Source organism: Bradyrhizobium genosp. P, assembly GCF_049949265.1.
Classification (GTDB): domain Bacteria; phylum Pseudomonadota; class Alphaproteobacteria; order Rhizobiales; family Xanthobacteraceae; genus Bradyrhizobium.
Map to the genome: position 1 here is coordinate 1,291,021 of NZ_CP188195.1, position 24,440 is coordinate 1,315,460.

The 24,440-nt window shown below is 64.0% G+C and carries 21 protein-coding genes and 1 tRNA gene; 13 read left to right on the plus strand and 9 right to left on the minus strand.

Annotation, left to right across the window (positions count from 1 at the left end; genetic code table 11):
* Window positions 1-149 precede the first annotated feature (149 nt).
* Complete coding sequence (locus tag ACP2YO_RS06230; protein WP_426440050.1) at window positions 150-1,967, plus strand: chloride channel protein; 1,818 nt, start codon at window positions 150-152, stop codon at window positions 1,965-1,967.
* Window positions 1,968-2,071: 104 nt separating this feature from the next.
* On the opposite strand, the gene ACP2YO_RS06235 is transcribed toward ACP2YO_RS06230, so the two are convergent.
* Window positions 2,072-3,301: a tetratricopeptide repeat protein gene (locus tag ACP2YO_RS06235; RefSeq protein ID WP_426443084.1), complete on the minus strand. Its 1,230-nt coding sequence runs from the start codon at window positions 3,299-3,301 to the stop codon at window positions 2,072-2,074.
* A gap of 295 nt (window positions 3,302-3,596) precedes the next feature.
* Here ACP2YO_RS06235 and ACP2YO_RS06240 point away from each other — a divergent pair, with 295 nt between their 5' ends.
* The 3 genes from ACP2YO_RS06240 to ACP2YO_RS06250 are packed head-to-tail and all read left to right on the plus strand — an operon-like array spanning window position 3,597 to window position 6,423.
* Window positions 3,597-4,697, plus strand: a complete 1,101-nt coding sequence (locus ACP2YO_RS06240; RefSeq protein WP_426443085.1) for an ABC transporter ATP-binding protein — start codon at window positions 3,597-3,599, stop codon at window positions 4,695-4,697.
* Complete coding sequence (locus tag ACP2YO_RS06245) at window positions 4,694-5,608, plus strand: ABC transporter permease (RefSeq protein ID WP_426440052.1); 915 nt, start codon at window positions 4,694-4,696, stop codon at window positions 5,606-5,608. The genes ACP2YO_RS06240 and ACP2YO_RS06245 overlap by 4 nt, the downstream gene beginning before the upstream one ends.
* Window positions 5,608-6,423: an ABC transporter permease gene (locus tag ACP2YO_RS06250; protein ID WP_426440054.1), complete on the plus strand. Its 816-nt coding sequence runs from the start codon at window positions 5,608-5,610 to the stop codon at window positions 6,421-6,423. The genes ACP2YO_RS06245 and ACP2YO_RS06250 overlap by 1 nt, the downstream gene beginning before the upstream one ends.
* Before the next feature lie 4 nt (window positions 6,424-6,427).
* On the opposite strand, the gene ACP2YO_RS06255 is transcribed toward ACP2YO_RS06250, so the two are convergent.
* The 4 genes from ACP2YO_RS06255 to ACP2YO_RS06270 all read right to left on the minus strand — a co-directional run bounded on the left by ACP2YO_RS06255 (window position 6,428) and on the right by ACP2YO_RS06270 (window position 11,846).
* Entirely contained in the window at window positions 6,428-7,279 is an 852-nt protein-coding gene (locus tag ACP2YO_RS06255; RefSeq protein ID WP_426440056.1) for a carbohydrate ABC transporter permease, read from the minus strand.
* Window positions 7,276-8,145: a carbohydrate ABC transporter permease gene (locus ACP2YO_RS06260; RefSeq protein ID WP_426440058.1), complete on the minus strand. Its 870-nt coding sequence runs from the start codon at window positions 8,143-8,145 to the stop codon at window positions 7,276-7,278. Before ACP2YO_RS06260 ends, ACP2YO_RS06255 begins: the two co-directional genes overlap by 4 nt.
* Before the next feature lie 196 nt (window positions 8,146-8,341).
* On the minus strand, window positions 8,342-9,727 hold the full coding sequence (locus ACP2YO_RS06265; protein WP_426440060.1) for an ABC transporter substrate-binding protein: 1,386 nt from the start codon (window positions 9,725-9,727) through the stop codon (window positions 8,342-8,344).
* 160 nt (window positions 9,728-9,887) lie between these two features.
* Window positions 9,888-11,846 carry an AsmA family protein gene (locus tag ACP2YO_RS06270; RefSeq protein ID WP_426440062.1) on the minus strand — a complete coding sequence of 653 codons (1,959 nt, stop codon included), beginning with the start codon at window positions 11,844-11,846 and terminating at the stop codon, window positions 9,888-9,890.
* Between the two features lie 242 nt (window positions 11,847-12,088).
* Between ACP2YO_RS06270 and ACP2YO_RS06275 the strand changes: the two genes are divergently transcribed.
* The 3 genes from ACP2YO_RS06275 to ACP2YO_RS06285 are packed head-to-tail and all read left to right on the plus strand — an operon-like array spanning window position 12,089 to window position 14,117.
* Complete coding sequence (locus ACP2YO_RS06275) at window positions 12,089-12,796, plus strand: CoA transferase subunit A (protein WP_426440064.1); 708 nt, start codon at window positions 12,089-12,091, stop codon at window positions 12,794-12,796.
* A gap of 24 nt (window positions 12,797-12,820) precedes the next feature.
* Window positions 12,821-13,471, plus strand: a complete 651-nt coding sequence (locus ACP2YO_RS06280; protein ID WP_426440066.1) for a 3-oxoacid CoA-transferase subunit B — start codon at window positions 12,821-12,823, stop codon at window positions 13,469-13,471.
* A gap of 1 nt (window position 13,472) precedes the next feature.
* Window positions 13,473-14,117 carry a GNAT family N-acetyltransferase gene (locus tag ACP2YO_RS06285; protein ID WP_426440068.1) on the plus strand — a complete coding sequence of 215 codons (645 nt, stop codon included), beginning with the start codon at window positions 13,473-13,475 and terminating at the stop codon, window positions 14,115-14,117.
* 491 nt (window positions 14,118-14,608) lie between these two features.
* Here ACP2YO_RS06285 and ACP2YO_RS06290 read toward each other — a convergent pair whose 3' ends face one another.
* Window positions 14,609-15,583 carry a threonine/serine dehydratase gene (locus ACP2YO_RS06290; RefSeq protein ID WP_426440070.1) on the minus strand — a complete coding sequence of 325 codons (975 nt, stop codon included), beginning with the start codon at window positions 15,581-15,583 and terminating at the stop codon, window positions 14,609-14,611.
* A 27-nt stretch (window positions 15,584-15,610) separates the two neighbouring features.
* On the opposite strand from ACP2YO_RS06290, the gene ACP2YO_RS06295 reads away from it, so the two are divergent.
* Together ACP2YO_RS06295 and ACP2YO_RS06300 are read left to right on the plus strand one after the other, a co-directional pair.
* Window positions 15,611-15,928, plus strand: coding sequence for an ArsR/SmtB family transcription factor (locus ACP2YO_RS06295; protein WP_426440072.1), 318 nt, complete (start codon window positions 15,611-15,613; stop codon window positions 15,926-15,928).
* Window positions 15,929-16,012: 84 nt separating this feature from the next.
* Window positions 16,013-16,498 (plus strand): Crp/Fnr family transcriptional regulator, encoded by a 486-nt coding sequence (locus ACP2YO_RS06300; RefSeq protein WP_426440074.1) that lies wholly within the window; start codon window positions 16,013-16,015, stop codon window positions 16,496-16,498.
* On the opposite strand, the gene ACP2YO_RS06305 is transcribed toward ACP2YO_RS06300, so the two are convergent.
* Window positions 16,437-17,264, minus strand: a complete 828-nt coding sequence (locus tag ACP2YO_RS06305; protein WP_426443086.1) for a metallophosphoesterase family protein — start codon at window positions 17,262-17,264, stop codon at window positions 16,437-16,439. The genes ACP2YO_RS06300 and ACP2YO_RS06305 overlap by 62 nt on opposite strands.
* A 384-nt stretch (window positions 17,265-17,648) precedes the next feature.
* A complete protein-coding gene (locus tag ACP2YO_RS06310) occupies window positions 17,649-21,335 on the minus strand; it encodes a PAS domain-containing protein (protein WP_426440076.1) in 3,687 nt (1,228 codons plus the stop codon).
* A 241-nt stretch (window positions 21,336-21,576) separates the two neighbouring features.
* Here ACP2YO_RS06310 and ACP2YO_RS06315 point away from each other — a divergent pair, with 241 nt between their 5' ends.
* The 3 genes from ACP2YO_RS06315 (at window position 21,577) to ACP2YO_RS06325 (ending at window position 23,012) form a co-directional block, all read left to right on the plus strand.
* Window positions 21,577-21,960, plus strand: a complete 384-nt coding sequence (locus ACP2YO_RS06315) for a phasin family protein (protein ID WP_426440078.1) — start codon at window positions 21,577-21,579, stop codon at window positions 21,958-21,960.
* 293 nt (window positions 21,961-22,253) lie between these two features.
* Window positions 22,254-22,691, plus strand: a complete 438-nt coding sequence (locus ACP2YO_RS06320) for a phasin (protein ID WP_426440080.1) — start codon at window positions 22,254-22,256, stop codon at window positions 22,689-22,691.
* A gap of 244 nt (window positions 22,692-22,935) precedes the next feature.
* A tRNA-His gene (locus ACP2YO_RS06325) sits at window positions 22,936-23,012 on the plus strand.
* 160 nt (window positions 23,013-23,172) lie between these two features.
* On the opposite strand, the gene ACP2YO_RS06330 is transcribed toward ACP2YO_RS06325, so the two are convergent.
* Complete coding sequence (locus ACP2YO_RS06330) at window positions 23,173-23,319, minus strand: helix-turn-helix domain-containing protein (protein ID WP_426443087.1); 147 nt, start codon at window positions 23,317-23,319, stop codon at window positions 23,173-23,175.
* Between the two features lie 232 nt (window positions 23,320-23,551).
* Between ACP2YO_RS06330 and ACP2YO_RS06335 the strand changes: the two genes are divergently transcribed.
* Window positions 23,552-24,421 (plus strand): hypothetical protein, encoded by an 870-nt coding sequence (locus ACP2YO_RS06335; RefSeq protein ID WP_426440082.1) that lies wholly within the window; start codon window positions 23,552-23,554, stop codon window positions 24,419-24,421.
* Window positions 24,422-24,440 lie beyond the last annotated feature (19 nt).

Here is a 24,440-nt window from a genome sequence, read left to right on the forward strand (position 1 = left end):
GCCGAAACATTGTTCATTTCAATGATCGAAAACGCGTCTTTGTTTCAGGTCTGCGGTGGGCGCATGCGCGCGGGGGCAATAAGCGCTTTCATCTGCGGCGGATTGGTATATTCGTGCCTTGAAAACGTCTCAGCCAACGGTGAATCCGAATGCCCGCCGTCATGACTTCCGGAGCCGAACCAGCGCTCCTCGGTTCCAGAAGCAAACCGGCCAGCGAGGAACGGCGGGTCAGCCTGCTGACGCTTTGCGGGCTCGCTTTGGTGATCGGGATCATGACCGGGTTAGGCGCGGTCGTGTTTCGGGCGCTGATCGCCATGGTGCACAACCTCTCTTACAATGGCACGCTGAGCTTCTTTTATGACGCCAATGTGAGCGATGGTCCGAGCCGTTTCGGTGACCTGGTGCTGTTCTCGCCCATCATCGGCGGCCTCATCGTGGTGTTCCTCGTGAGGCGTTTCGCGCCGGAGGCCAAGGGCCATGGCGTGCCCGAGGTGATGGACGCGGTGTTCTACAAGCGCGGCAACATTCGCGGTATGGTGGCCGTCGTCAAGGCACTGGCCTCCGCGATCTCGATCGGCACTGGCGCGGCGGTCGGGCGTGAAGGGCCGATCATCCAGATCGGCTCGGCACTTGGGTCCTCCTTCTCGCAATTCATCGGCCTGTCGACCTGGCAGAAGATCACGTTGCTGTCGGCGGGCGCAGGCGCGGGAATCGCCGCGACCTTCAACACGCCGCTCGGCGGCGTGCTGTTTGCGCTCGAGATTCTCCTGCCGGAAGTTTCCAATCGCACGTTTCTCCCCGTCGTCGTGGCGACGGGGGCTGCGACGACGGTCGGCCGGATCCTGATCGGGCCGGATCCGGCCTTTGCCGTTCCGAATGTCCAGTTTTCGCTGGCCAGCGTGAACGCTCCGGTCGAAATCCTTGGCTTTGTCCTGCTCGGCTTGCTCTGCGGCGTCGCCGCGTGGGCCTTCATCCGCATGCTCGTGTTCATGGAGGACGGGCTTCCGAAGCTGCCGGGCGGCGAGTACATCCAGAACATTGTCGGAATGACCATCATCGGGCTCATGATGGTGGCGCTCACCCACATGTTCGGCGAGCCCTACGTCAATGGCGTCGGCTATTCGGTCATCCAGTCGATCCTCAATCAGAAGATGACGGCAGTGGGCCTGCTCGCCCTGCTGTTCGTGCTGAAGATGGTCGCGACCACGGTCAGTCTCGGCTGCGGCGCCTCGGGCGGCATCTTCTCACCCTCGCTTTATCTCGGCGCCACGCTCGGTGCTGCCTTCGCCGCAGCGATGGGCATGGTCTTTCCGCATTCCGGCCTCTCGTTGCCGTCGGCGGCGATCATCGGCATGGCCGCGATGGTCGGCGCCGGCACCGGCGGCGTCATGACGGCGATCGTCATGGTGTTCGAGATGACCCGTGACTACGCGATCATCGTGCCAGTGATCATTGCGGTGGCGCTCGCCGCCGGTGTCCGGCGCGCGCTGATCGGGGAGACGATCTACACGGTCAAATTGCGGCATCGCGGCCATCGCATCCCCAAGGAGCGCCACATCAACCTGTATCTGGTGAAGCAGGCGCAGGACATCATGGAGCGCAAGTTCATTATCGCCAAGGCGGGAACGACGTTGCGGCAGGCCATGCTTCCGGAGGATATCGACGATGTTCGTGCCATCGTGGTCGAACGCGACGGCCACATCGTCGGGCTCGTTCCCCCGCGTTCGGGCCTCTGGCTCGAGGCTCGCACCAATCCGGACGTGATGGTCGAACGCTATGCCGAAAGCCGGCTCGTCATCTGCCGTGACGAGGATCTCCTGAGCCAGGCGTTTGCGCGGCTGAAGCGTCACCGTGCCGGTGCCGCGATCGTGTTTCGCGGCAAGGCGCGACCGCGCGTCAATGACGTGGTTGGCATCATCACCAAGCGTGCCGTCGCCGACGCTGTCATCGACAGCTACGAGGACTGAGCGGGAGATCATGAAGCGATTACGAGAAATCGCATCATGATCTCGTCTCTTGTTTGAGCATGATCTTTTCGGAAAACCGGTTTCCACTTTTCCGGATCCATGCTCTATTGCCGTGCGGCCTCCTGCGACCAATCGAGGTCGCGCCGGGATGGACGGCGATGCAGCCGCTCCGAGATCAGGCCTGTCGCTTGCCGGCCCTGGCCGGCGCGCAGGCACGCCACAATGAAGGTGTCTTCCCACAATTCGCGTTGGGCGTGGCTGCCGCCGATCCGCACCAGCTCGGGCATCAACGGTGCGAGGATGCGGACGGCGTCGCCATGGTCGCCCGCAGCGAAGGCCGCGATCCCGCGGCAAAGACCGATCGCGGAGGGGCCCGGCGCCAGTCTGCCGTCGGCGTTACGCGCTTCCATTTCGGCAAGCCGCGTCTGCAAGGCGCCGCCACTCGTCGTGGCCGCGACCAGCGCATGGTGCACGTCGGCGAAATGCGCGCCGGCTTTCGGGAAATATCTGTCGCCATAGGCGGCGACATCCTGCCAGTGCGATTCAAGGCCCGTCTTTCCGGCGAGTAACAGCCGCCAGAGCAGCGAGGCTGTATCGGTATAGATGTTGAGCGGCGGATAGGGGCGCCCCGCCGGCTTGAGATGGCGCTCGTAGATGTCGAGCGCGCCATCGGCATCGCCTTCTTCAAGGGCGATCAATGCGAGGTGCCATGCCAGGTGTCCCTGCAGGAAGCTCGTGCGATTATTTGCCGGCAGCCAGCCCGACAGGAACGCGCGGCCCTCCGTCCCGTCGCCCTGCTCGAACAGCGCATGCGCGACGGCGTGCGCCGCGCTGGCGTTCTCCGGCTTCAGGGCGTAGCCGCGCTCCGTGATAGTGCGTCCGGAGACGACATCGCCCGCTTCGGTCTTCGACCAGCCGAGATAGGTGAGAAACCACCAGTCTTCGCCATAATCGCCGGCGTAGCGTTCGCAGACCGCGAGCCGCGCCGCGTCGTGATCGGCCCGGCCGGAGAAGGCATAGAGGCCGAAGGCGCCGAGTAGCAGCGAGAGGACCTGGGCGTCACGCGGATACTCCGCCAGATGCTGCTCGGCGGCCGTCATGGCCTTCTTGGCCTGGCTCTCGATCGCGGACGCCATGATCTCGATATGCTGGCGTTCGCGCGGGCTCGTAGCTGCCGCGTGCTCCCGGGCCTTTGCCGCCTTGGCGCGGGCCTCAGCGCCTTCCATGTTGAGCTGGTGCACACGGGCGCGCCCGATATGGGCCATTGCGAAGTCCGGATCTTCGGCAATCGCGGCGTCAAACGCCGCATCCGCGCCATGCAGGGCCGCAAGCATGCGATCGACGCCGTCGACATAGTATGCGGCGGCGCGGTCCGAGGTGGTGGTCAGCGGCAGGCCGTAGCGGTCGAGCTTCATCGGTTGTCCTCCCGAGTTCGGCCTGAAGTGTAGCAGAGACGCGGGAGGCGACAATATTGCGGGAGTTGCCGCGTGAAGCGGTTGAGCCGATGTCGATCCGCCGCTAGCTTGCGGCCATTGTCGGACCGGCGGGGAATCGGGGCTGAAGGACGTGACATCCAGCGAAGCGAGTGTGGAGGCGGCCAGGCCGCTGCCTGAACCGGCTGCGCCCGACATGCCCCTGCTGCGCATCGAGAGTGTCGCCAAATCGTTCGGCAATTTCCGCGCCGTCGACCAGCTCTCGCTCGATATCCGTGCCGGCGAGTTCTTCGCGCTGCTGGGCCCAAGCGGCTGTGGCAAGACCACGCTGCTGCGCATGCTCGCCGGCTTCGAGACGCCGGATGAGGGCCGCATCCTGCTCGGCGGCAAGGATATCGCTGCGGTGCTGCCGCATGAACGGCCCGTCAACATGATGTTCCAGAACTACGCGCTGTTCCCGCATTTGTCGGTGCGCGACAACATCGCCTTCGGCCTGAAGCGCGCCGGCATGGCGCGGACCGATATCGCAACCCGCGTCGCGGAGATGGTGGCGCTCGTCAAGCTCGAGGGACTCGAGAAGCGCAAGCCGGACCAGCTCTCGGGCGGGCAGCGGCAGCGCGTGGCACTGGCGCGCTCGTTGGCGCGCCGCCCGCAGGTGCTGCTGCTCGACGAGCCACTGGCCGCGCTCGACAAGAAGCTGCGCGAGAGCACGCAAGCCGAACTGACGGAGCTGCAGCGGAGGCTCGGCACGACCTTCATCATCGTCACCCACGACCAGGAAGAGGCGATGACGATGGCTGACCGAATCGGGGTGATGGACGCCGGCCGTCTCGCGCAGGTCGCGACGCCGCGCAATCTCTACGAAGCGCCGGCCTCGCGCTGGATCGCCGAGTTCGTCGGTGACATCAACCTGTTCAATGGCCGGGTCGTGTCGCGCGAACATAGTCGCCTGACAGTCTCGACATCGGAGGCAGGGTCGCTCGTGGTCAGCGAGCTGTGGCCGCCGGTGACGAAGGACGTCGTCAGTGTCGCGATACGGCCTGAGAAGGTGAAGCTATCCCGCCGCGCGCCGGCATCGGAGGAGGGCGGTTCGATCGGGATCAATCGGCTGGAAGGCGTCGTTGCCGACGTCAACTATCTCGGCGGCGTCACTACCTACAGAGTGAGGCTGGAATCGGGGGCCATGGTACGCGCGTCGATGGCCAACACCGCGCGGCTCGATGTCGATGCCTATCTGGCCGGCCAGCGCGTGGTGGCGTGGTTCACGGCCGACGACTGCATGGTGCTCGAGCAATGAGCGCGCGCCGCATCTTCGCCCGCCCGGCGCGGCTTGCCGCGATCGCGCCCTATCTGTGGATGGTGCTGTTCTTCCTGGTGCCGTTCGGTTTCGTGCTGAAGATCAGCCTGTCGCAGACCGTGATCGCGCAGCCGCCCTACACGCCGGTGTTCGACTTGACCCAAGGGCGTGCGGCGCTGGCCGCGGCCTTTGCACAATTGTCGTTCGACAATTTCAGGCTACTGCTACAGGACGACCTCTACATCCTGTCCTATCTCCGCAGCCTCATCGTCGCGGTGACCTCGACGATGATCCTGCTGCTGATCGGGTACCCCATCGCTTATGGCATGGCGCGGTTGCCGCAGCGCTGGCAGGGGGTGGCGATGATGCTCGTCGTCGTGCCGTTCTGGACGTCGTTCCTGATCCGCATCTATGCCTGGATCAATATCCTGCAGCACGACGGGCTGCTCAACAAGATCCTGCTGGCCTTGCACATTGTGTCCGCACCGGTGGTCTGGCTGTCGACCGACAGCGCGATGTATCTCGGCATCGTCTATTCGTACCTGCCGTTCATGATTCTGCCGCTCTACGCGACGCTCTCCAAGATGGATGCGTCGCTGCTGGAAGCCGCCGGCGATCTCGGCGCCTCGCCGCTTCAGGCGTTCTGGCTGGTGACGTTCCCATTGTCGCTGCCGGGCGTCGGCGCGGGCGCGCTACTGTGCTTCATTCCGATCGTCGGCGAATTTGTGATTCCCGATCTGCTCGCCGGCTCCGACTCGCTGATGATCGGGCAGACGCTATGGCTGGAGTTTTTCACCAACAAAGACTGGCCGGTTGCCTCGGCTGGGGCGGTCGCGCTGCTGCTCCTGCTGGTGCCGCCGCTCGTACTTTATGACCGCTTGCAGCGGCGTCAGCTCGAAGGCGGCCGTTGATGGCCGGCACCGTCACCCGGATCACGCGCTTCAACATGACGTCGCTGACGCTCGGGTTGGCGTTCCTCTATCTGCCGATCGTGATCCTCGTGATCTATTCCTTCAACGCCTCGCGGCTGGTCACGGTGTGGGGCGGCTGGTCGCTGCGCTGGTACCACGAGTTCTTCAACGACCGCGCCATGCTGGAGGCGGCCTGGATGAGCCTGAGCGTCGGCGCGGTGTCGGCAACATCAGCCTCCCTGCTTGGCACGCTGGCGGCGGTCGGCCTCGCGCGCGGCGAGCGGTTCCGGGGACGCGCGCTGTTCTCCGGCATGCTGTATTCGCCGCTGGTGATGCCGGAGGTGATCTCCGGACTGTCGCTGCTGTTGCTGTTCGTGGCGCTGAATGCCGAGCGCGGCTTCTGGACCGTGACGATCGCCCACACCACGCTCACGATGTGCTTCGTCGCGGTCGTGGTGCAGTCGCGCCTGACCTCGCTCGACCGCAGCCTGGAGGAAGCGGCGATGGATCTCGGTTGCGATCCGGTGCGGGCGTTCCTGCTGGTGACGCTGCCGCTGATCACACCTGCGATCGTCGCCGGCTGGATGCTGGCCTTCACACTGTCGCTCGACGACGTCGTGATCGCGAGCTTCACCACCGGCCCCGGCTCGTCGACGCTGCCGATCCGGATCTATTCGGAGGTCCGTCTCGGCGTGAAGCCCGAGATCAACGCGATCTGCACGCTGGTGATCGGCCTGATCGCGGTCATCATCGTGGTGGCCTCGTTCGCCTCGAAGCTGTCGAGTTCGCGCGGCGAGAGCGCAGCACCCTTGTAGCCGTTCACGACTTCACCGCGCCGGCGGTCAAGCCGCCTACCATGTAGCGCTTGAAGACGTAATAGATCGCGGCCGGCGGCAGCGCATAGATGAAGCCGGTGGTCATCAACAGCTCCCATGGCGAGTCGTCGGCGGAGAGGAAGTTGCCGAGCGCGACGGGCAGCGTGATGTCAGTGTCGTTCGAGAGCAGCAGGAACGCGTAGAGATATTCGTTCCAGGCGAGCAGGATCGCGTAGGTGCCGATCGCGACCAGTGAGGGCATCATCAGAGGAAGATAAACCAGCCGGAACAGCTGCAACGTGGTGGCACCATCCATGGTCGCGGCCTCGTCGAGCTCGACCGGCAGCTTGTCAGAAGCCTGCTTCAGCACCCAGATCGCGTAGGGCGAGGCGATCGTCACCATCGCAAGGATCAGCGACCAGTGATTGTTGAGCAGGCCGTAAGTGCCCATCGTGCGGTACATCGGCACGGCGAGGAACGCAGCCGGGATGAAATAGGTGAACAGCGCAAGGTTCATCACGACGCGGCCGCCGGGCACCCGCAGCCGCGAGATCGAGAACGCCGCGGCGGTCGCGACGAACAGCGTCAACGCGCCGACGGCCAGCGCGATCACGGTCGAATTCCAGAACTGGATCCAGAAGTCGCGCAGGAAGTAGTGCTGCTGGTGGAACACGATCGAAAAATTATGCAGCGTCGGATGGTCCGGCCACAGCTTGCCCGAGAACGCGTCCTCCTTCGGCGAGATCGCGAACACGAACATGTGGTAGATCGGAATCATCGTCCAGATGAACACCGGGATGCCGATCAAGAGCAGCTTGGCTTCGGTGCCGACTTCGCGGAGGGTGGGCAGCTTCATCGCGACAACCGTTTCATCATGTAATAGACCAGCGGCAGCACGAACGGCATCGCGCAGACGATCGAGGCCATCGAAAGCGAGAGCTGGTCGAGCCGCAGATATCTGATGCCGAGCGTCGACAGCACATGGGTCAGGTCGGCGGGCCCGCCGCCGGTGAGCAGATAGACGCTGTTGAAATCGCCGAGCGTCCAGATCATCGAAAGCAGCGTGCAGGTGATGTACAGCGTCTGCATCGACGGCCAGGTGATGAAGCGGAATTTCTGCCACCAGCTCGCGCCGTCGACATCGGCGGCCTCGAACAGGTCGTTGGAGATGGCGAGCCGCCCGGTGATCAGGATCAGGGTCCAGAACGGCAGCGATTTCCAGATGTGCACGCCGATCGCCATCGTCAGCGCAACGGTCGGATCGTTCAGCCAGTTCGGCCCGTCGTCGCCGGTCAGCTTGAAGATGATCTGGTTGACCATGCCCCATTCCGGATTGAGCATGAAGCGCACCGACAGGATGGTCGGGATCGAAGGCACCGCCCAGGGCAGGATGAACAGCACCGAGAGCCATTTGATCCAGCTGCGCTGCTGCACGAAGAAGCCCGACAGGAACAGCGCGATCAGCATCTTGATGTTGATGCCGATGAGCAGGAAGATCAGCGTGTTGACCGCGGCGCGCGCGAAGATCGGGTCGTTATAGAGCGCCACATAGCTCGCCGGGTGGCGCGCCAGCCACAGGCCATAGCAGACGGGATAGACGACGAAGGCGAGGAACACTAGGAGATAGGGCGTCAGCAGCGCGATGCCCCAGATCTGCGGCGGCGTCAGCCGCGCCGACAAAGGCGGGCTCGGGATGTCGGATGCTGACAGTGTGATCGCCATTCGGTTACTCTTAGAACTAGATGTCGCCGCGCCTATACTGTCGTCCCCGCGAAGGCAGGGACCCATAACCACCGGTCTCTGTTGTCGCACGAAAGCCGATCACCGGCATTGTCCAAAATGACCGCCGCGGCGTATGGGTCCCTGCTTTCGCAGGGACGACGGGAACATACGTTCGCGGCGGCCGTCATCGTGTGCGTTACCCCGCAACCTGCTTGATGCGGGTGATCAGTTCGTCGACGGCCTGGTCCACCGGCACTTTCTCGCTCACCACGCGGTTCATGGCCTTGGCCCAGACGTTCTCGTTGTTCAGGATGGTGAACTTCCAGTTCTTGGTAAAGTCGAACGGCGCGGTGCCGCCGGTGAACTGGGTCCAGACCGCCTTGCGATGGTGGTCGGCCTGCCAGAACGGGCTGGCCTGGCTGGCCTTGGTCACCGGGAACCAGCGGCCGAGCGCGCCCTCGATGTAGGGCCGGACGTTGTCTTCCTCGAGCAGGAAGCTGATGAACTGCTTGGCCTCGGCCTTGTTCTTGGCCGCGGTGAAGACCAACCCGGTCTTGACGTCGGAGCGGTACTTGATCGTCGATCCGTCCGGCGCCTTCGGGAACGAGGCGGTGATGATGTCCTGCTCATAGGCCTGCTTGCCGGCGGCGCGCTGCGCGTCGGTTAGCGCAGGGTTGGTCGAATCCTCGAACCACTTCGCCGCGATCGAGATCGTGAAATTGTGAGTCATCACGATCGTCTTGTTGTGGAAGGCGACGTTGTTGTCCGGATCCTTCCAGGTCGTGGAGGAGGGCGGCGTACAGCCCTTGATGTAGGTGTCGGTGTAGTCCTTTAGCGCGTGGATCAGGCCGTCGCGCACCTTGGGATCGTCGACCAAGAGCTTGCCGTCGTCGTCGACCAGCTTGATGTGGTAGGCGTCCATGAAGGTGTAGAACGACTGGAAGGAGTCGGTGGATTCCACGCCCATCGGCTGACCGACCGCGTAGATGCGCTGGCCGGTCGCCTTGCGGATCGCCGGCTGCACCTTGTCGCACCAGAACGACCAGTAATCGTTCCAGGTGGTCGGAATGTCCTCCTGCTTGAAGCCGGCCTTTTCCAGCATGTCCTTCCATATCTGGACGTGCATGCTCTGTTGCTTCAGCGGGAAGCCGTAATAGGACCTCTTCTTGGCGACGTTGTCATAAAGCTTCGACGCTTCCAGCGTGTTCGGCACGAACCGATCCTGGATCGGCGTCATGACGTCCGAGAGGTCTTCGAGCTTGCCTTCAAATGCCCATTTGCCCTGTGCCTGCACGTCGTAGGTGTCGGAATAGGCGACATCGGGCACGGTGCCGGAGTCGAGCGCGGCGACCGTCTTCGGAATCATGTCCTGGATCGCGTATTGCGACAATTCGACCTTGATGCCGGTCTTGGCTTCGAACTTCTTGATCGTATCGAGCAGTGCGTCGTCTTCGGATTTGTAAAATCCCTTGCCCCACCAGACGGTGATCGTCTTGCCCTGGGCAAGAGCGGGGGCAGTGGCGGCGAACAGGCCGACGGCTGCGACCGCGAGTGAAAGCGCACCGATAACCTTGGATCTCACGTTGTTCTCCCTCGTCATGCCGGCTTTTTTAACCGGTTGGGTAAAACACTAGCGCATGGCTGTGACCTGATCCAGATGGGGCGTCGACGACTTGTGTAGGGGGCCTCGCGGGTGCGCGGCCGCGTGACCGCCGCACCTATGCGGAAAGCGAAGAGCTCGGTCAGTTCGATTTTGCATTCTCGGCGGCCGCCGGCGCTGATAGGGGCGCGCTGGTCGCGGCGGCGGGCGCTGCCTGCCGTGCGCCGCCGCCGGTCAAGCGCTCGATCACCGAGCGCACCGCGTCGCGCGCCTTGCTGTCCTTGAGCGAGTCCAGCAATTGCGTGGCACCGGGCGAACGCCGGATCAGGCTGTCCGGATCGGGAAAGACCAACGGATCATCCCACGGGCCCTGCACCACGAACGGCAGATCGAAAGCCTTGCCGCCGGCGGCTGTGGAGGTCAGGCTGGCGACGCCCTTGAGATCATATTCGCGTGCCGGCACCGAGGCCGTGCCGGTCAGCGTGATCTTCGCTGCGGGGCCCTCGACGCGAATGTCATCGGCGGTGGCCACGCCGTCGGAGAATTTCACCGAGACATTGAGATTGTCATAGGGCGTCGAGCCGGTGCGGAAATTGCCGCCGCCGGACAGCGGCCGCCGCTCCAGCCGCTTCAGCAGCTGTTCGACATTGAAGCCCGCGATCGCACCGTCATGGCCGATCAGCGTCGCGGTCCCGTCGAGCGATTGCGCGAGCCCGAACGGGCTCGAGCCGGACGCCGTCAGCGAGACGTTGAGGTTGCCGCGCCCGGACAGTTTTGTGATGCCGAACAATTCGCTGGCGCAGGCCTGCAGGTCGACATCGGTGAACTGGAATTGCGCCCTGACGTCGGCGACCGCGTCCGAGCGCGCCACCGCGAACGAGCCCTTGGCGATACCGCCATACATCTGCGCCTCGCCGACGCTGAGCGCGAGGGCGCCGCCGCGTAAGTTGGCGCCGAACGCGGTGCGGCCGAGCTTGGAAGGACCGACCGTCACCTTTGCCGCCGATAGCCGCATGTCGAGGTCGGTGGTCGACAGCGAGGACAGGTCGAACAACTGCCTGTTCCAGTCGCGCTGGCCGCTGGCCAGCAGGCGGAAGGTCGAGATGTAGGGTGTGAAGTCGAGGTTGCCGGCCGCAAGCGTCGCTTGCAGGGTGTGGCGGCCGTTATTGGCGTAGGTCATCACGCCTTCGGCAACGTTGCCGTCGAGCTCGACATTGACATTGGTGAGCGCGACCGAGCCGCCCACCACATTGGTGCGCGCCTTTAGCGCGAAGCGGCCGAAGCCGCCGCCACCGCCGGGCGGCTCCTGTCCCATCCAGCGCAACGCACTGCGCAGCGATGGGCTGTCCATGGTAGCGGTGCCTTCCATCATCAGGCTGGTGCGGTTGGCCACGGTTCCGTCGAATGCAACTTTCAGCGGCGCACTAGCCAGCCGCGCCTTGAGGCCGGAGCGCTCGCCCGACAGCAGCGCGACGAAATCGCTGGCGCTGATCGAGCCATCGACGCGCTCGCCGCGCCAGTCGAACTGGCCGGTTGCGGCAAATGAGCGCGAGATCGACGGCCACGCCAGCGACAGGTCGATGTCGCCGAGCTGTTCGGAGACGCGGTTGGTCGCGTCTTCGTAGTTCATTTCGCCGTCCTGGATCCGGATCTCGGAGAACGACACCTGGTTCTCGGCGCCCGGCGTCATCGTCTTGGCGATGGTTTCGACGAACGGTGTCCAGTTGCTCTCGCCATCGGCGTCGCGCACCACATGAATATGCGGGCGGAGCATCATGACGTCGGCGATCTCGAACCGCCGTAGCATCAGGGGCAGCAGGCGGAGGTTCGCGGTCAGCACATCGACCTGCAAGGCGGGGTCGGTGGTATCTGCGCCCTTGAGCCCCACATCATGAAAGGAGACATAGCTACCCGGAAACACCGAGACATCGATCGGGCCGTTGACGACGAGGTCGAGCCCGGTGACGGCGCGGATTTGCGCTTCGACGGCGCGTCGCAACGCGTCCCGGTTGAGGAACCAGGAATTGACGGCCAGGCCGATCAGCACCAGGCTGAAAAGTGCCGCGATCGGCATCCCGAGGCGCTTTATTCCTTGGGCCATCGTCAGTGACATGTCCGGGGCGGGTTGAGGTTGTCGGGTCGCGTCGAACACTGCGGGCTGTGCAAGGAAGCCCGTGCCAACCCACGTAATTTGAAGGGTTTTCTTGTCGCTTTCAAGGCCATCCTGCTGTCGCAGGCCGGCTTCCGTAGCGGCATGGGGGCTGTCATTGACGCACCGCGAAGATTTCGCCTAATAATCCTGCCTGTGTCAGCCGTTCGCGCCCTCCATCAGGTATTCGTCGCATGAACAAGGTCTATCCCGACGCCAAGTCCGCACTCGATGGTCTCCTCAAGGACGGCATCATGATCATGTCGGGCGGCTTCGGCCTCTGCGGCATCGCCGAGACGCTGTCGGACGCGATCCGCGACTCCGGCGTGAAGGGACTGACCGTTATCTCGAACAATGCGGGCGTCGACGGCATCGGCCTGAGCCGGCTTCTGGAAACGCGGCAGATCAAGAAGATGATCTCGTCCTATGTCGGCGAGAACAAGCTGTTCGCCCAGCAATACCTTGCCGGCGAGCTCGAGCTCGAATTCAACCCGCAGGGCACGCTCGCCGAGCGGATCCGCGCCGGCGGCGCCGGAATCCCGGCCTTCTACACCAAAACGGGGGTCGGTACCCTGATCGCCGAAGGCAAGGAAGTGAAGGAATTCGACGGCGAGAAATACATCATGGAGCGCGGCCTGTTCGCCGATGTCGCCATCATCCACGCCTGGAAGGGCGATACCGCCGGCAATCTGGTCTACCGCAAGACCGCGCGCAACTTTAACCCGATGATGGCGACCGCCGCGAAGTTCACCGTCGCCGAGGTCGAGCACCTCGTGCCGGCCGGTGAGATCGATCCGGACCACATCCATACGCCCGGCATTTTCGTGAAGCGCATCATCGAGGTCGGGACCGGCAACAAGCGGATCGAGTTTCGCAACACCCGCCCGCGCCCCGCAGCTTGATCCAAAAACCGTTAGGAGCCTTCCATGGCCTGGACCCGTGAACAGATGGCTGCCCGCGCCGCCAAGGAATTGCGCGACGGCTACTACGTCAATCTCGGCATCGGCATCCCGACGCTGGTCTCGAACTACATCCCTGATGGCGTCGACGTGAACCTGCAGAGCGAGAACGGCATGCTTGGCATGGGCCCGTTCCCCTATGAGGACGAGGTCGACGCCGACCTGATCAATGCCGGCAAGCAGACCGTCAGCGAATTGCCCTCGACCAGCTATTTCTCCTCGGCCGAATCGTTCGGCATGGTGCGCGGCGGTCATATCGATCTGTCGATCCTCGGCGCCATGCAGGTGGCGCAGAACGGCGACCTCGCCAACTGGATGATCCCCGGCAAGATGGTGAAGGGCATGGGCGGCGCCATGGACCTCGTTGCCGGTGTCAAGCGGGTGGTCGTGGTGATGGAGCATTCCGCCAAGGACGGGGCGAAGCTGCTCAAGAGCTGCAACCTGCCGCTGACCGGCGAGAAGGTCGTCGACATGGTCGTCACCGATCTCGCGGTCTTCACAATCGACAAGCACGGCAAGGACGGCATGGCGCTGATCGAGCTCGCCGACGGCGTCACGCTCGACGAGGTCAAGGCCAAGACCGAAGCCGAATTCCGCGTCGCACTGAAGAACACCTGAGATGGCAGCGGTGGGACGGAACACGATCCGTCCCGCACGATCCGACGACGCAGCCTTCATCGCCCGCATCATCCTGGCGGCGCAGCGCGGTCCAATGCCGCGCGGCTGGTTCGACATCGCGCTCGGTCTGGGTGAGCCGGAATGCCTTGCCTTCATCGCGCGGCTCGCCGTTGCGAGTAATAGGTCATGGTACCATGTCGCCCATTTCCTGATCGCCGAGGTCGACGGCGTGCCGGCTGCGGCGTTGTGCGCAATGCCTGCATCCGGAACGGTAGTTGCTGCGCGATCCGCGATCGAGGAGGTGGCGGCAGGGACCGGCATCGATGTCGCGGGCATCGTCCAGCGCGGCGCCTATGCCCGCAATTGCTGGGTCCAGGGCGGCGATGCCGACTGGATGATCGAGTATGTTGCGACTGATGCGGTGTATCGCGGCGGCGGATTGGTGCAGGCCTTGATCGGACAAGCACTCGCTGCCGGCAACGCCGCGGGCTACAAGCAGGCGTCGATCTCGTTCCTGATCGGCAACGAGCCGGCGGAACGATGCTACGCCAAAGCGGGCTTTGCGTTCGCCGAAGAAAAACGCGATGCCGCGTTCGAAGCGCTGATCGGGGCGCCGGGCTTCCGGAGATTTGCGCGGGCGATGTGATGCGCTGATGCCGCATTCACAACCGTCGTCCCGGCGAAGGCCGGGACCCATACTCCGCAGCGGGCGTTGCGAGCGGGACTCGTCGTTCCAGTGTCGCGCAACAATCAGCATTTGTGGTTATGGGTCTCGGCCTGCGCCGGGACGACACTGAATTTGTTGCGCGATCCAACACCAAACTCCGTCATTGCGAGGAGCGATAGCGACGAAGCAATCCATCGTTCCGGAGATGCGAAGTGATGGATTGCTTCGCGGAGCCTGTCATCGGGCGCGCATTCGCGCGACCCGTTGGTTCGCAATGACGGTGTTTGGCATTTGCGCAAAAGTCCGCCATCTCGCGACATGAATTGCCCGAGCTTTGCATTTCGTTTGCCCTCTCTTTGGACAGGGGGCGCAGGGAAAGCCGGGTGCCGATTGCACCCACGGGCCCGGTGCAACAAAAAGCACCGGGGTACGGGCAAATCAGAGGTAAGGGCGCCCCTCTCATTCCGGCCTCAGCGGGCGAAGTCCACTGCCGTGGTGTTGCCGCCGCTGATCACGACGGCGATGCGTTCATTGGCCGCGGGCTTGTACGCGCCCGACAGCAGTGCCGAAAATGCCGCGGCGCCGCCCGGCTCGGCGACGACGCGCAGCGCGCGCCACAGCGTCTGCTGCGCGTCGGCAATCGCGTCGTCGGACACCAGCACGGTGCCGCGCGCATATTTCGCGACGATCGGATAGACGTGCTCGCCGACCCGCCGCGGCGCCAGCGAATCCGCCGCCAGGCCGCCTGCCTCGGCATCGACGGGATGGCCTGCTGCAAGCGCGCGCGTCAGCGTCGGCGCTGCCGATGGTTCGACGCCGATCACCTTGATGCGGCCGCCATACCAGGCGGCGATGCCGGCGATCAGGCCGCCGCCGCCGACCGCCACCAGCACCGTGTCGATGTCGGGTGCCTGTTGTTCGAGTTCGAGGCCGAGCGTGCCCTGACCCATGATGGTTTCATGCTGGTCGAACGCGTGCACCGGCATCGCGCCGCTCTGCTGCGCCCAGACCTCGCTGGCGGCCAACGCATCGGCGTAACGCTCGCCCTCGATGACAAGGTCGGCGCCATAGTCGCGGATCCGCTGCACCTTGGCCGGTGATGAAACGCTGGGGACGTAGATCCGCGCCGGCTTGCCGAGCTTCATCGCGGCATAGGCGGTGGCCGCGCCATGATTGCCGCCCGACGCCGCGACGACACCGGCCTTCGGCACGTCGCGCGCCAGCAAATTGGCGAAGGCGCCGCGGGTCTTGAACGCGCCGGCATGCTGCAGCAGTTCGAGCTTGAGCGTCAGCGATTTCGCAAGAAAGCCGAACTCGGTGCCGTCGAGCGCGACGACCGGTGTTCGCCGGATGTGGGGCCGGATCAGCGCTTCGCACCGTTCGATGTCCTGCGGTGTCACCTCGGTCACGGTCGGTCTCCTTGCGGACAGGGGAATGATTGACATAAGTTAGTTATTTAGCTAATTAGCAATATGACTTCATCCCAGGCCGATGTCGAGTCCGTGTTGCGCGCGCTTGCGAGCGATCGCCGGCTGTTGATCCTGGAATGGCTGAAACGACCGAAGGCGCATTTCCGCCCGCAGGTCGACGGTGACCTCGTTAAAGACGGGGTTTGTGGCGTGCTGATTGCCGAGAAGCTCGGCGTCAGCCAACCGACTGTGAGCGAGCATCTGAAGATCCTGACGCAGGCCGGGCTGGTCAGCACCAAGCGCGTCAAGCAGTGGACCTTCTACAAGCGTGACGAGGCGCAGATCGGGCGGATGAAGACGGCGATCATCGAGAAGATCTGATCCCGACATGCGGGCGCGCTCGGCACATTGCCGCCTTTTCCGGATCATGCTTTAGTCTCGCCGGACGCGGAGGGTAAGGATGTCATGCGCGCGATCCTGGATCACTGCACCGGAGCGGTTAAGCGGAGCCTGCCCGCGGGGACGGACTTCATTCACGAGGGCGGCAAGACCGGTCATCTGTTCGTGCTGATCGAGGGCAAGGTCGAGGTCGTGAAGGGCGACAGCCTCGTTGCCGTGATCGACGAGCCCGGCGCGGTGTTCGGCGAGATGTCGGTTCTGCTCGACCTGCCGCATAGCGCGAAGGTGCGCGCGGCCTCCGACACGCTGTTATACGAGTTCGACGATGCCGCCTCGTTCCTGCGCGAGCGACCCGCGGTTACGCTGCTGATCGCGCAATTGCTGGCGCAGCGGCTTCACGTGGCGACTAGCTATCTGGCCGACCTGACGCAGCAATATGCCGGCCACGGTAGCCATCTCGAGATGATCGGCGAACTCCTGGAGCACATGATCAACCTGCCATCGTCGCAGGTCGCGCCAGGATCGGATCGGGAATCCGACCCACGGATGTGAGCCACGCCGGCGGATCGATCACCGCCGCGGCCGGCCGGCGTAGCGGCGCGTTGAGATCGATGGTTTGCGCGTCGCCGGCCGCGAGCCAGAATGCCTTGCCGTCGTCGAGGTCGAGCACGATGAAGACCGGCGGCCAGCCGGGCTGCAGGCCGGCGTTGAACACCCAGGTGGGACCGAGCCGGTCGTACCACGAGCCGTCGGGGATGAACGGCGCCTGGTGGACATGGCCCGAGATCACCATCGATGGATGGTAGCGTATGATCCACTGCACGAGCTCGGTGTCGCCGAAGAAACGCCGGCCGCCCCAGCTCGTCGGCGAATTCGCCGGCGGCGCGTGATAGGCCCAGATCCAGCGCTTCGGCCGCATCGCGGCGGCGGCGCGCAACTGGGCGTCGATCCGCGCCTTGACCTGCGGGCCGTCCCACCACGGGCAGACCGAAAACAGCGTGTCGCCGATCGTCAGATTGTCGCCGTCGCAGGCGATGCCGAACTCCCTGATGCCGCCGACCCAGCGCGCGATCTTTTCGCCCTCCGCGTTGCGGGTGTCGAGATCATGATTGCCCGAGCAGAAGATCACGCGGGTGAGGCCGGCGAGCCGCGCCAAATATTTTCTCACCACCACGATCTGGGCGCGGAGATCGACCGCCGAGCCGATGTTGAGCGCATCGCCGGCGAAGATCACCAGATCAAACTGCGGCGCCGCCGCCAGCAGCCAGTCGAACTGCCGCAGCGAATAATGCAGATCTGCGACGACGAGGCAGCGCATGATCGGTGAAGTCCAGATGATCGGACCGAGAGGGTGGTCCGGCGACATGAAGACGCAGATTGGAGGAATATGCCGTGCGCAAGCGAAGATGACCAGACGACGGCGTACGCATCGTGCGCCAATCACGTGAGGTGAGCACGCTCATCAGGCTCCCTCCCCCCTTGCGGGGGAGGGTTGGGGAGAGGGGTGGCCCCGGGCGCGATGTTTGACGTGGGTCTCGCTATCGCAATTTCGATCGCGGGTTGTTCGAAAGTAAATGGAGAGAGCGCGCCGTGTGGTACCCCTCTCCCTAACCCTCCCCCGCAAGGGGGAGGGAACCCTTTCGCCGGTGCTTCCCTTACACGAGAGCGGAAGCGGAGAGGCATCCGTTGCCTGCGTCGATGATCACACCCGCGCGGCGGCGTGGGAAAACACCACTTCGATCAGCGTGCCGGTGCGGCCGCCGGTGCGGATCTGGAATTTGGCGCGGTTGGCTTCGACCAGCGCCTTGGTCAGTGACAGGCTGACGCCGCCGGCGCCGGCGTGGTCGGACGGCGCGGGGGCGCGGAATGGCTCCAGCGCGGCGGCGACCTCGTTGTCGTTGAGGCTCTGCCCGGTGTCGCGCACCCGCAGCATCACCTCGCCGAAATCGGACAGCGCGGTCGAGACGATCACCTGGCCGCCCGCATTGGCGAGGTGGATCGAGCTACCGATCAGGTTCAGCGTGATCTGGCGCAGCGCGCGGGCGTCGGCGACGACAGGCGGCAGCGTGTGCGCGAGCGAGGTGCGGATGATGATGCGCTCGCGGTTGGCCTGTGGCTGCATCACCGCGACGCAGCTCTCCACCATCTCGTTGAGGTTCTGGCTGGTGAAGGCGAGATCGAGCTTGCCGGTCTCGATCCGGGAGAGATCGAGCAAATCGTTGACGATGGCGATCACGCGCTCGCCGGAGGCGCGGATGTCCTTCATGTATTCGACGTAGCGCTCGTTGCCGAGCGCACCGAAGCGCTCGCCGATCATCACCTCGGCAAAGCCGATGATGGCGTTCAGCGGCGTGCGCAGCTCGTGGCTGATCCGCGCCAGCATGTCGGATTTGCCGGTCGCGGCGCGCTCGGTCAGCCGCCGCGCCTCGCGCAATTCGCTCTCGCTCGCCTTCACCTGCGAAAGGTCGCGGAACACCGCGAAGAAGTTCGGACCGTCGGCGCGGGTGCGGCCCATCGTCACCGACAGCGGAATCAGCCCGCCCTGGCGGACGCGCCCGAGCGTCTCGCGGCCGTGGTCGAGCAGGCTCGCAACGCCGGCCGATTTCACGCTGGCGAGATAGTCGAAGATGCCGTGCCGGCTTTCCGGCGCGAACAAATCGGCGAGATTGTGCGCGATGAACTCTGCGCCGTCATAGCCGAACAGCGCCTCGGCGCTGCGGTTGCAGGAATGGATGTTGCCTTCGGCATCGAACATGATGATGCCTTCGGCTGCGGTGTCGAGGATCGCGCCGAGTTCCTCGGCGTCGGCGTGGCCGGCCTGTGGCGGCCCGGGCACTGGTGCTGCGGCGGGCTCGATCGGTGCTTCCGGCGCCGACAGCGCCGCCGCGATCGCGGTGTCCTCGTCATGCGTGCGCGAAAAGATCAGCGCCAGCGCGGAGTCGTTGTCCCATGAAATGGTGTGCAGCCGCGCCTCGGCAGACACCGATTTTTCCGAGGCGTCCGCGGCCTGGTTTGCGGAGATCGTCACCGGCGTGCCGGTGCCGGACGCGCTGCTCGCTTGCGAGACGCCGGGTTCGACAAACAGCGCATCGAGCCCGCCGGCATCTTCCAGCGCGTGCAAACCGTCATAACCCATGCGCGCGAGGAAGGCATGGTTGGCATAGAGCAGGCGGTCGAGCCGGTAGATCAGGACGCCGACCGGCAGCAGATCGAGCAGCGCCTTGTCGCGCCTGGATTCACCGCGCGGCGCTGGCTCCGGCTGCGCCATCCAGCCGGACTTCGGCGTGTCGGCAGGCTCCTCGCGCGGCGGCTCGGTTGCGGCGGGCTCCTCGATCGGCGGCTGCGTGTCGCTTTCCCCCGTCGTCTCGCTTTCCTTCGCCGCCATGAGTCCCGCCTCGCTCTCCAGCCGTGCCGACAATTGGCGGGCGAGTTCGTTGAAGGCGTTGTTCTCGACCGGCGTCAGCGATGGCGGCCGCGTATCACCGCCCGGGCGGAACGGGACCACATTCTGTGGCGTTTCGTCGCGCGTCTCTTCGCGAATTCCTTCGCGGGTTTCTTCGCGCGTATCTCCATGCCTATCTTGGGGCGTTTCCACGGCTTGATCCAGGTCGGGGTGTGAAGTCTCGGATGCTATCGGCTCAACGAAGTCCTCGATCGGTGATGCGGCACTGGTGGCGGGCGGCTCCGCGACCGGCGGAGGAGTGTCGGCTGGCGGCTCGGCGACGAGCGGCTCATCTGCGACCAGCGCGGCGGGTGCGACATCCGCCGACAGCGGCTGCGGCACCGGCGGGCCGCCAAAGAACTCATAGCGGCGCAATGCGGCGAGTCGCGCAAGCCCGTCGAGGTCGCGGCACACACCAAAGCCGCGATAGCCGGCGAAATTCCTGTCGCGGTCGAACACCGGCAGCCCGGCCAGTTCGACCGGCAAGCGGCCGCCGCCGTCGACCGGCCAGTTCAGCGTGATGCCGCTCCAGGTGTCGTGGGTGGCGAATGCCCTCAGCACACGGCCCTCGGGGTCGAGCCCGAATGCATCGGATATCTCGCTCCACAGACGGCCAAAGCCGGCCGCGGTGCGGGTGCCGATCAGGCGGGTGAATTCGTCGGAGCCGAGCGAAAAGCGGCCCTCATGGTCCATCTGCCACATGAACCGCAGCGGATGCCGCCGCGTGTTCGGCAACGGCTCGTCGAGCCAGGACGGCGCGTGCGCGGATGGCCCATTCGCCACCGCGTAGGGCGAAGGAGAAGCGTCGGCCGGCACCGCTGATGTCGCCGCGACCGGTGCGTCGGCCTCGTCCTCGGCGTCGGGCCAGGCCTCGAGCGCAGATTCTTCGGCTTCCTCTTCGGACGTCACCTCCATCAGCGCCTCGGTCAGCAAGTCCTCGACAATGGGCGCTTCGGGATGCGCGATGCCGGCATGCGCCGGTACGGTCTCGGCGCGCTCCGGTTCGGCGTGGGCCTGTTCCGTTGTTGCGGGTGCAGGCGCAGTGTCAACATGAGGCTCGCTGACGATCGACTCGGCCGCGGCGGATTGTTGCGCGGCCGTTTCCTGTGGTGTGTCCAGCGCATCGAACAGCGTGAAGCCGGCGGGCTGCGTCTCGGCCGGCGCCGGCGCTTCGTCATTCACAACCGGTTGCGCGGGCTCCACGATGTGCTGGGGCGGCGTCGGCTGCGGCGCCGCCGCCTCCTGCACAATTGCCTCGGGCGCGATTGGCGGCACCGGTTCCTGCTGTGTGGCCAGCGGCGTCGGCTTGATCAGCGCAACCAACGCGGTATCGGCGCCACGGCCGATCCGCTGCAGCACGACGCGGCCGATCCCGATGCTGGCCGCCGCGCGGCCCAGCTTCAGTGCATCGCCGCGCGCCGCATCGAGGCCAGCCTCGGAAAGATCGTAAAGGCCGAGCAGCGGCCGCGCCGCATCATTGGCGCCGATCAGCATGCCGTCGCCGCTGAAGGCTGCGACCGGCCGGTCCAGTCCCTGCACCAGACGTTGCAGCCGCTCGGCCAGCGGCATGATGCGGCCGTTGGCGGTGACCGCCGCCACCAGGACGCCGTGGCTGCCGTCGGGCAGATCGAGCCGCGCGCAGCCGCAGGTCGCAAGCAGACCTGGCGCCGCACCAAATCCGCGGAGTCGCTCCAGCCGCACGGCGCCGTTGGCGCCAAGGCTGCGGCCGAGCTGGGCGACCTGGCGGCGATGCGGATCGGCCGGACCGAACGCGCGCTTCGCCAGATCGGTGCCATTGACCGCACCGAATACCTGCGCACCGACCGGATTGGCCCACAGGATCCGCGCGCCGTCGGCCGACCACAGCCATGTCGGCCGCGGGCTCGCCGCGTGCTCCGCTAGCCTGGGATCGCCGAGCGCCTGGATCTGGAATTCCGTAACATTCATGCCGCAGGACTTGACCGCATTGATTGGGCTTTCTCACCTGCGATGGGCGCAGATACCGGCGGCCAAAGGATGACAGCCTTAACGCATCGTTAGTATCGCAAGCGCGCGGCGGCAGGTCCACGGCTGCTCGCGGCAAAGCCGGGATAACGTTAACTTCGCCGAACCGCTGAACGATCCGCGGCGCTCGGGCGTTGTCGGGGCAAACGGTCGGACCAGGCCGAAGCAGCCAGGGAGCCTAATCATGAGCGACAACGGACGTGACCATTTCGAGATTCCCAAGGACATGCGATCGATGGCCGAAGCAAGCTTCGACCAGGCCCGCAAGACGTTCGAGCAGTTCGTCACCAACGCGCATGCGACGGCCGGAAGGCTCGAGGAGCGCAACGCCAGCGTGCGCGCCGGCGCCAAGGATATTTCGAGCAAGGCGTTCGCCTATGCCGAAAAGAACGTGCAGAGCTCACTGGACTACGCCCAGTCGCTGCTCAAGGCCAAGGATCTGACCGAGATCATGAAGCTGCACAGCGACTATGTGCAGGGCCAGATGCGCTCGCTCGCCGAGCAGGCCAGCGAGATGGGCCAGATCGTCAGCCGTGCGGCGATGGATGCGGTCAAGCCCAAAACCTGAGATCGGTTGAGCCAAACCGAACGATCGCCGGCCCCCCGGTGCAACCCTGGGGCGGCCAACATGGAACCTGCATTCGATGCAGTCAAAAGTTGCGGCATTGCAGCGAATTCACGTTGCGTTGCACAAAGTTGACATGATATGGGTGTTTTATTGGCGATGCCCGACGAGGGCATTCCCGTGAACCAAGGCAGCGTGATCCATTTCGACGGCACCGGTTTCCAGGCTCCGGGGCGCTCGCAATGGTCACATCGAGTCACCCGTTTCGTGTCACCGTTGCGAAGGATTACACGTCAATGACCAACCCGTCCGATCCGTTTTCCGCCTCGATCATCCCATTCGAGGTTCCCGAGCAGATGCGCGCATTCGCCGAGAAGGGCGTCTCGCAGGCCCGCGACAGCTACGCCAAGTTCAAGGATGCTGCCGAGACCCACAACTCGACCGTTGAGGCCGTGTTCACCACCGTGAACAAGGGTGCCACCGACTATTCAGCCAAGCTGATCGAGTTCTTCAAGGCCAACACCACGTCCTCGCTCGACTTCGCCCAGTCGCTGTTCGGCGTGAAGTCGCCGACCGAAGCGATGGAACTGTGGACCTCGCACGCCCGCAAGCAGTTCGAGACCTACACCGCCCAGGCCAAGGAACTGGCCGAACTCGGCCAGAAGGTCGCCTCTGACGCCGCCGAGCCGATCAAGGCCAGCGCCTCGAAGTATTACACGCCGCCGGCCGCCTGATCGGGCCGCACGACGCTTTGAGAAAGGCCCGGGCCGGATAGCTCGGGCCTTTTTGCTGGAAAACACGCCAAAACCAAGTGTCCAGGGCTGTGGTTCTGATCTGGCTAGAGTCCCAGTCCCGGGTTATCCATCGGGGCGAAATGCGGTCGGAAAGCCTGCGTTCCGGCCTTGCCAAAGGGCGGCGTTGCACCTAGTTTCCGCCCGAAATCGCCGCCCCCCTTTCGACGGGGCCGCGTGCCAGGATGCAGTTGTAGCTCAGTTGGTTAGAGCGCCTGTCTGTGGAACAGGAGGTCGGTGGTTCGAGCCCACCCAACTGTACCAACAAAATCAAATACTTAATGACATGCCGCTCACTGAATCCCTAGGATCACTAGCGGTTGGGGTAGCAAGCAGATAGCAATACGACGATTTCGGGTGTTCGGCAGACCCATCACGCAGATATCTTGGCCGCGCCGGCTGGTTGGCAGAGTTTGGCCGCGACTTATCTCCGAAGAATTCGGATCAGCTTGCACGGATCGAAACCGATCGCGGCGGCAACATCCATGAACTCCAGGACATCGAGGCGGCGATCACCGCCCTCGTACTTGGCCACGTAGGACGGCGGCTTCCCAAGCCGATTCGCAACCACAGTCTGGGTAAGACCCGCAGCCCTGCGCTGAGCCTTGAGCTGCTCGCATAGCTTTTTGTGGCGGTCACTGTAGATGGACTTTGGCAATTCCGAAGGCCCGGGCGATTGGGCCTTCGATCAACATCAGGCTGGAGTATTCTCCCAAAATAGGAGAATTTATAGACTAGGAAACCCAGCAGCCACCTTGCCGTCCCCTCCAGTTGAGGAAAATCGGACCTTCTGAGAGGCAGCCATGCGTACCCTATCGGAAAAATCGCAGGGATACCGGGCGGAAATTGTCACCGCCATCGCGGTTATTGTTGGGGCCGTCATCTTTACAATCCCAAAGCAAATAAGTGCTCAAGAGGGAAAGAACGGCTCTTCCACCCAACACACGCTGGAGGACGTGACCGTTGAATCCCAAACTTGGGTCATGGGCGAGCATGCCGTCGTCGACCTAGTAGTTGTAAACAATGGTTCGCTTGCTGCCCGGGACCTCAGAGCATCTTGCGCCTTCTTTAGCGCCGCAGAAAAAGAGGTCGCGTCGAGCTTCAGACAGCTGTCCGGCATGATAGGGCCAGGCCGACGGGAATTCCGAAACGTTGATTTTGGTCCCGCGAATTCAGAAGCCGCGACGATCTCGTGTTCGATTTCATCATTCGAGCAGGTTGGAAGAGGCGAAACAAATTCTGTGTCCGAGACGCGACAGAGCGGCTCATCCAATGCCACCCAACGCGCACCTTCGCGGCAAGAGAAGGAAATAGCCGATATCATTTATCACGAATTACGCCGAGAACATTTTTCTCAGCTACTTGATATGCAGATTCATTTCAAAACGCCAGATCCTCCTGATGCACTCCACAATGATCGCCCAGCCGACGCTGTTACTTTGAATTGGAGAGCCACCGGCCGCTCAATCGATCTAACTATTCGTAACGATAACGAATACGAGGTGAAGAATGTCGTCGTCGGGTGCATTCTTCCGAACGGCGGTCCAGACAAAATGCGGACGATCGTCGAACCGCTAGGTCCTCATCAGGAACGCCAGTTGTCTGGCGTGGATTTCGGCGTCAATTCGGATCGTCAATTCTATTGCTTGGTTCTCACGGCTGCAAAAGGTTGATGCGAATAGCAAACAGGCG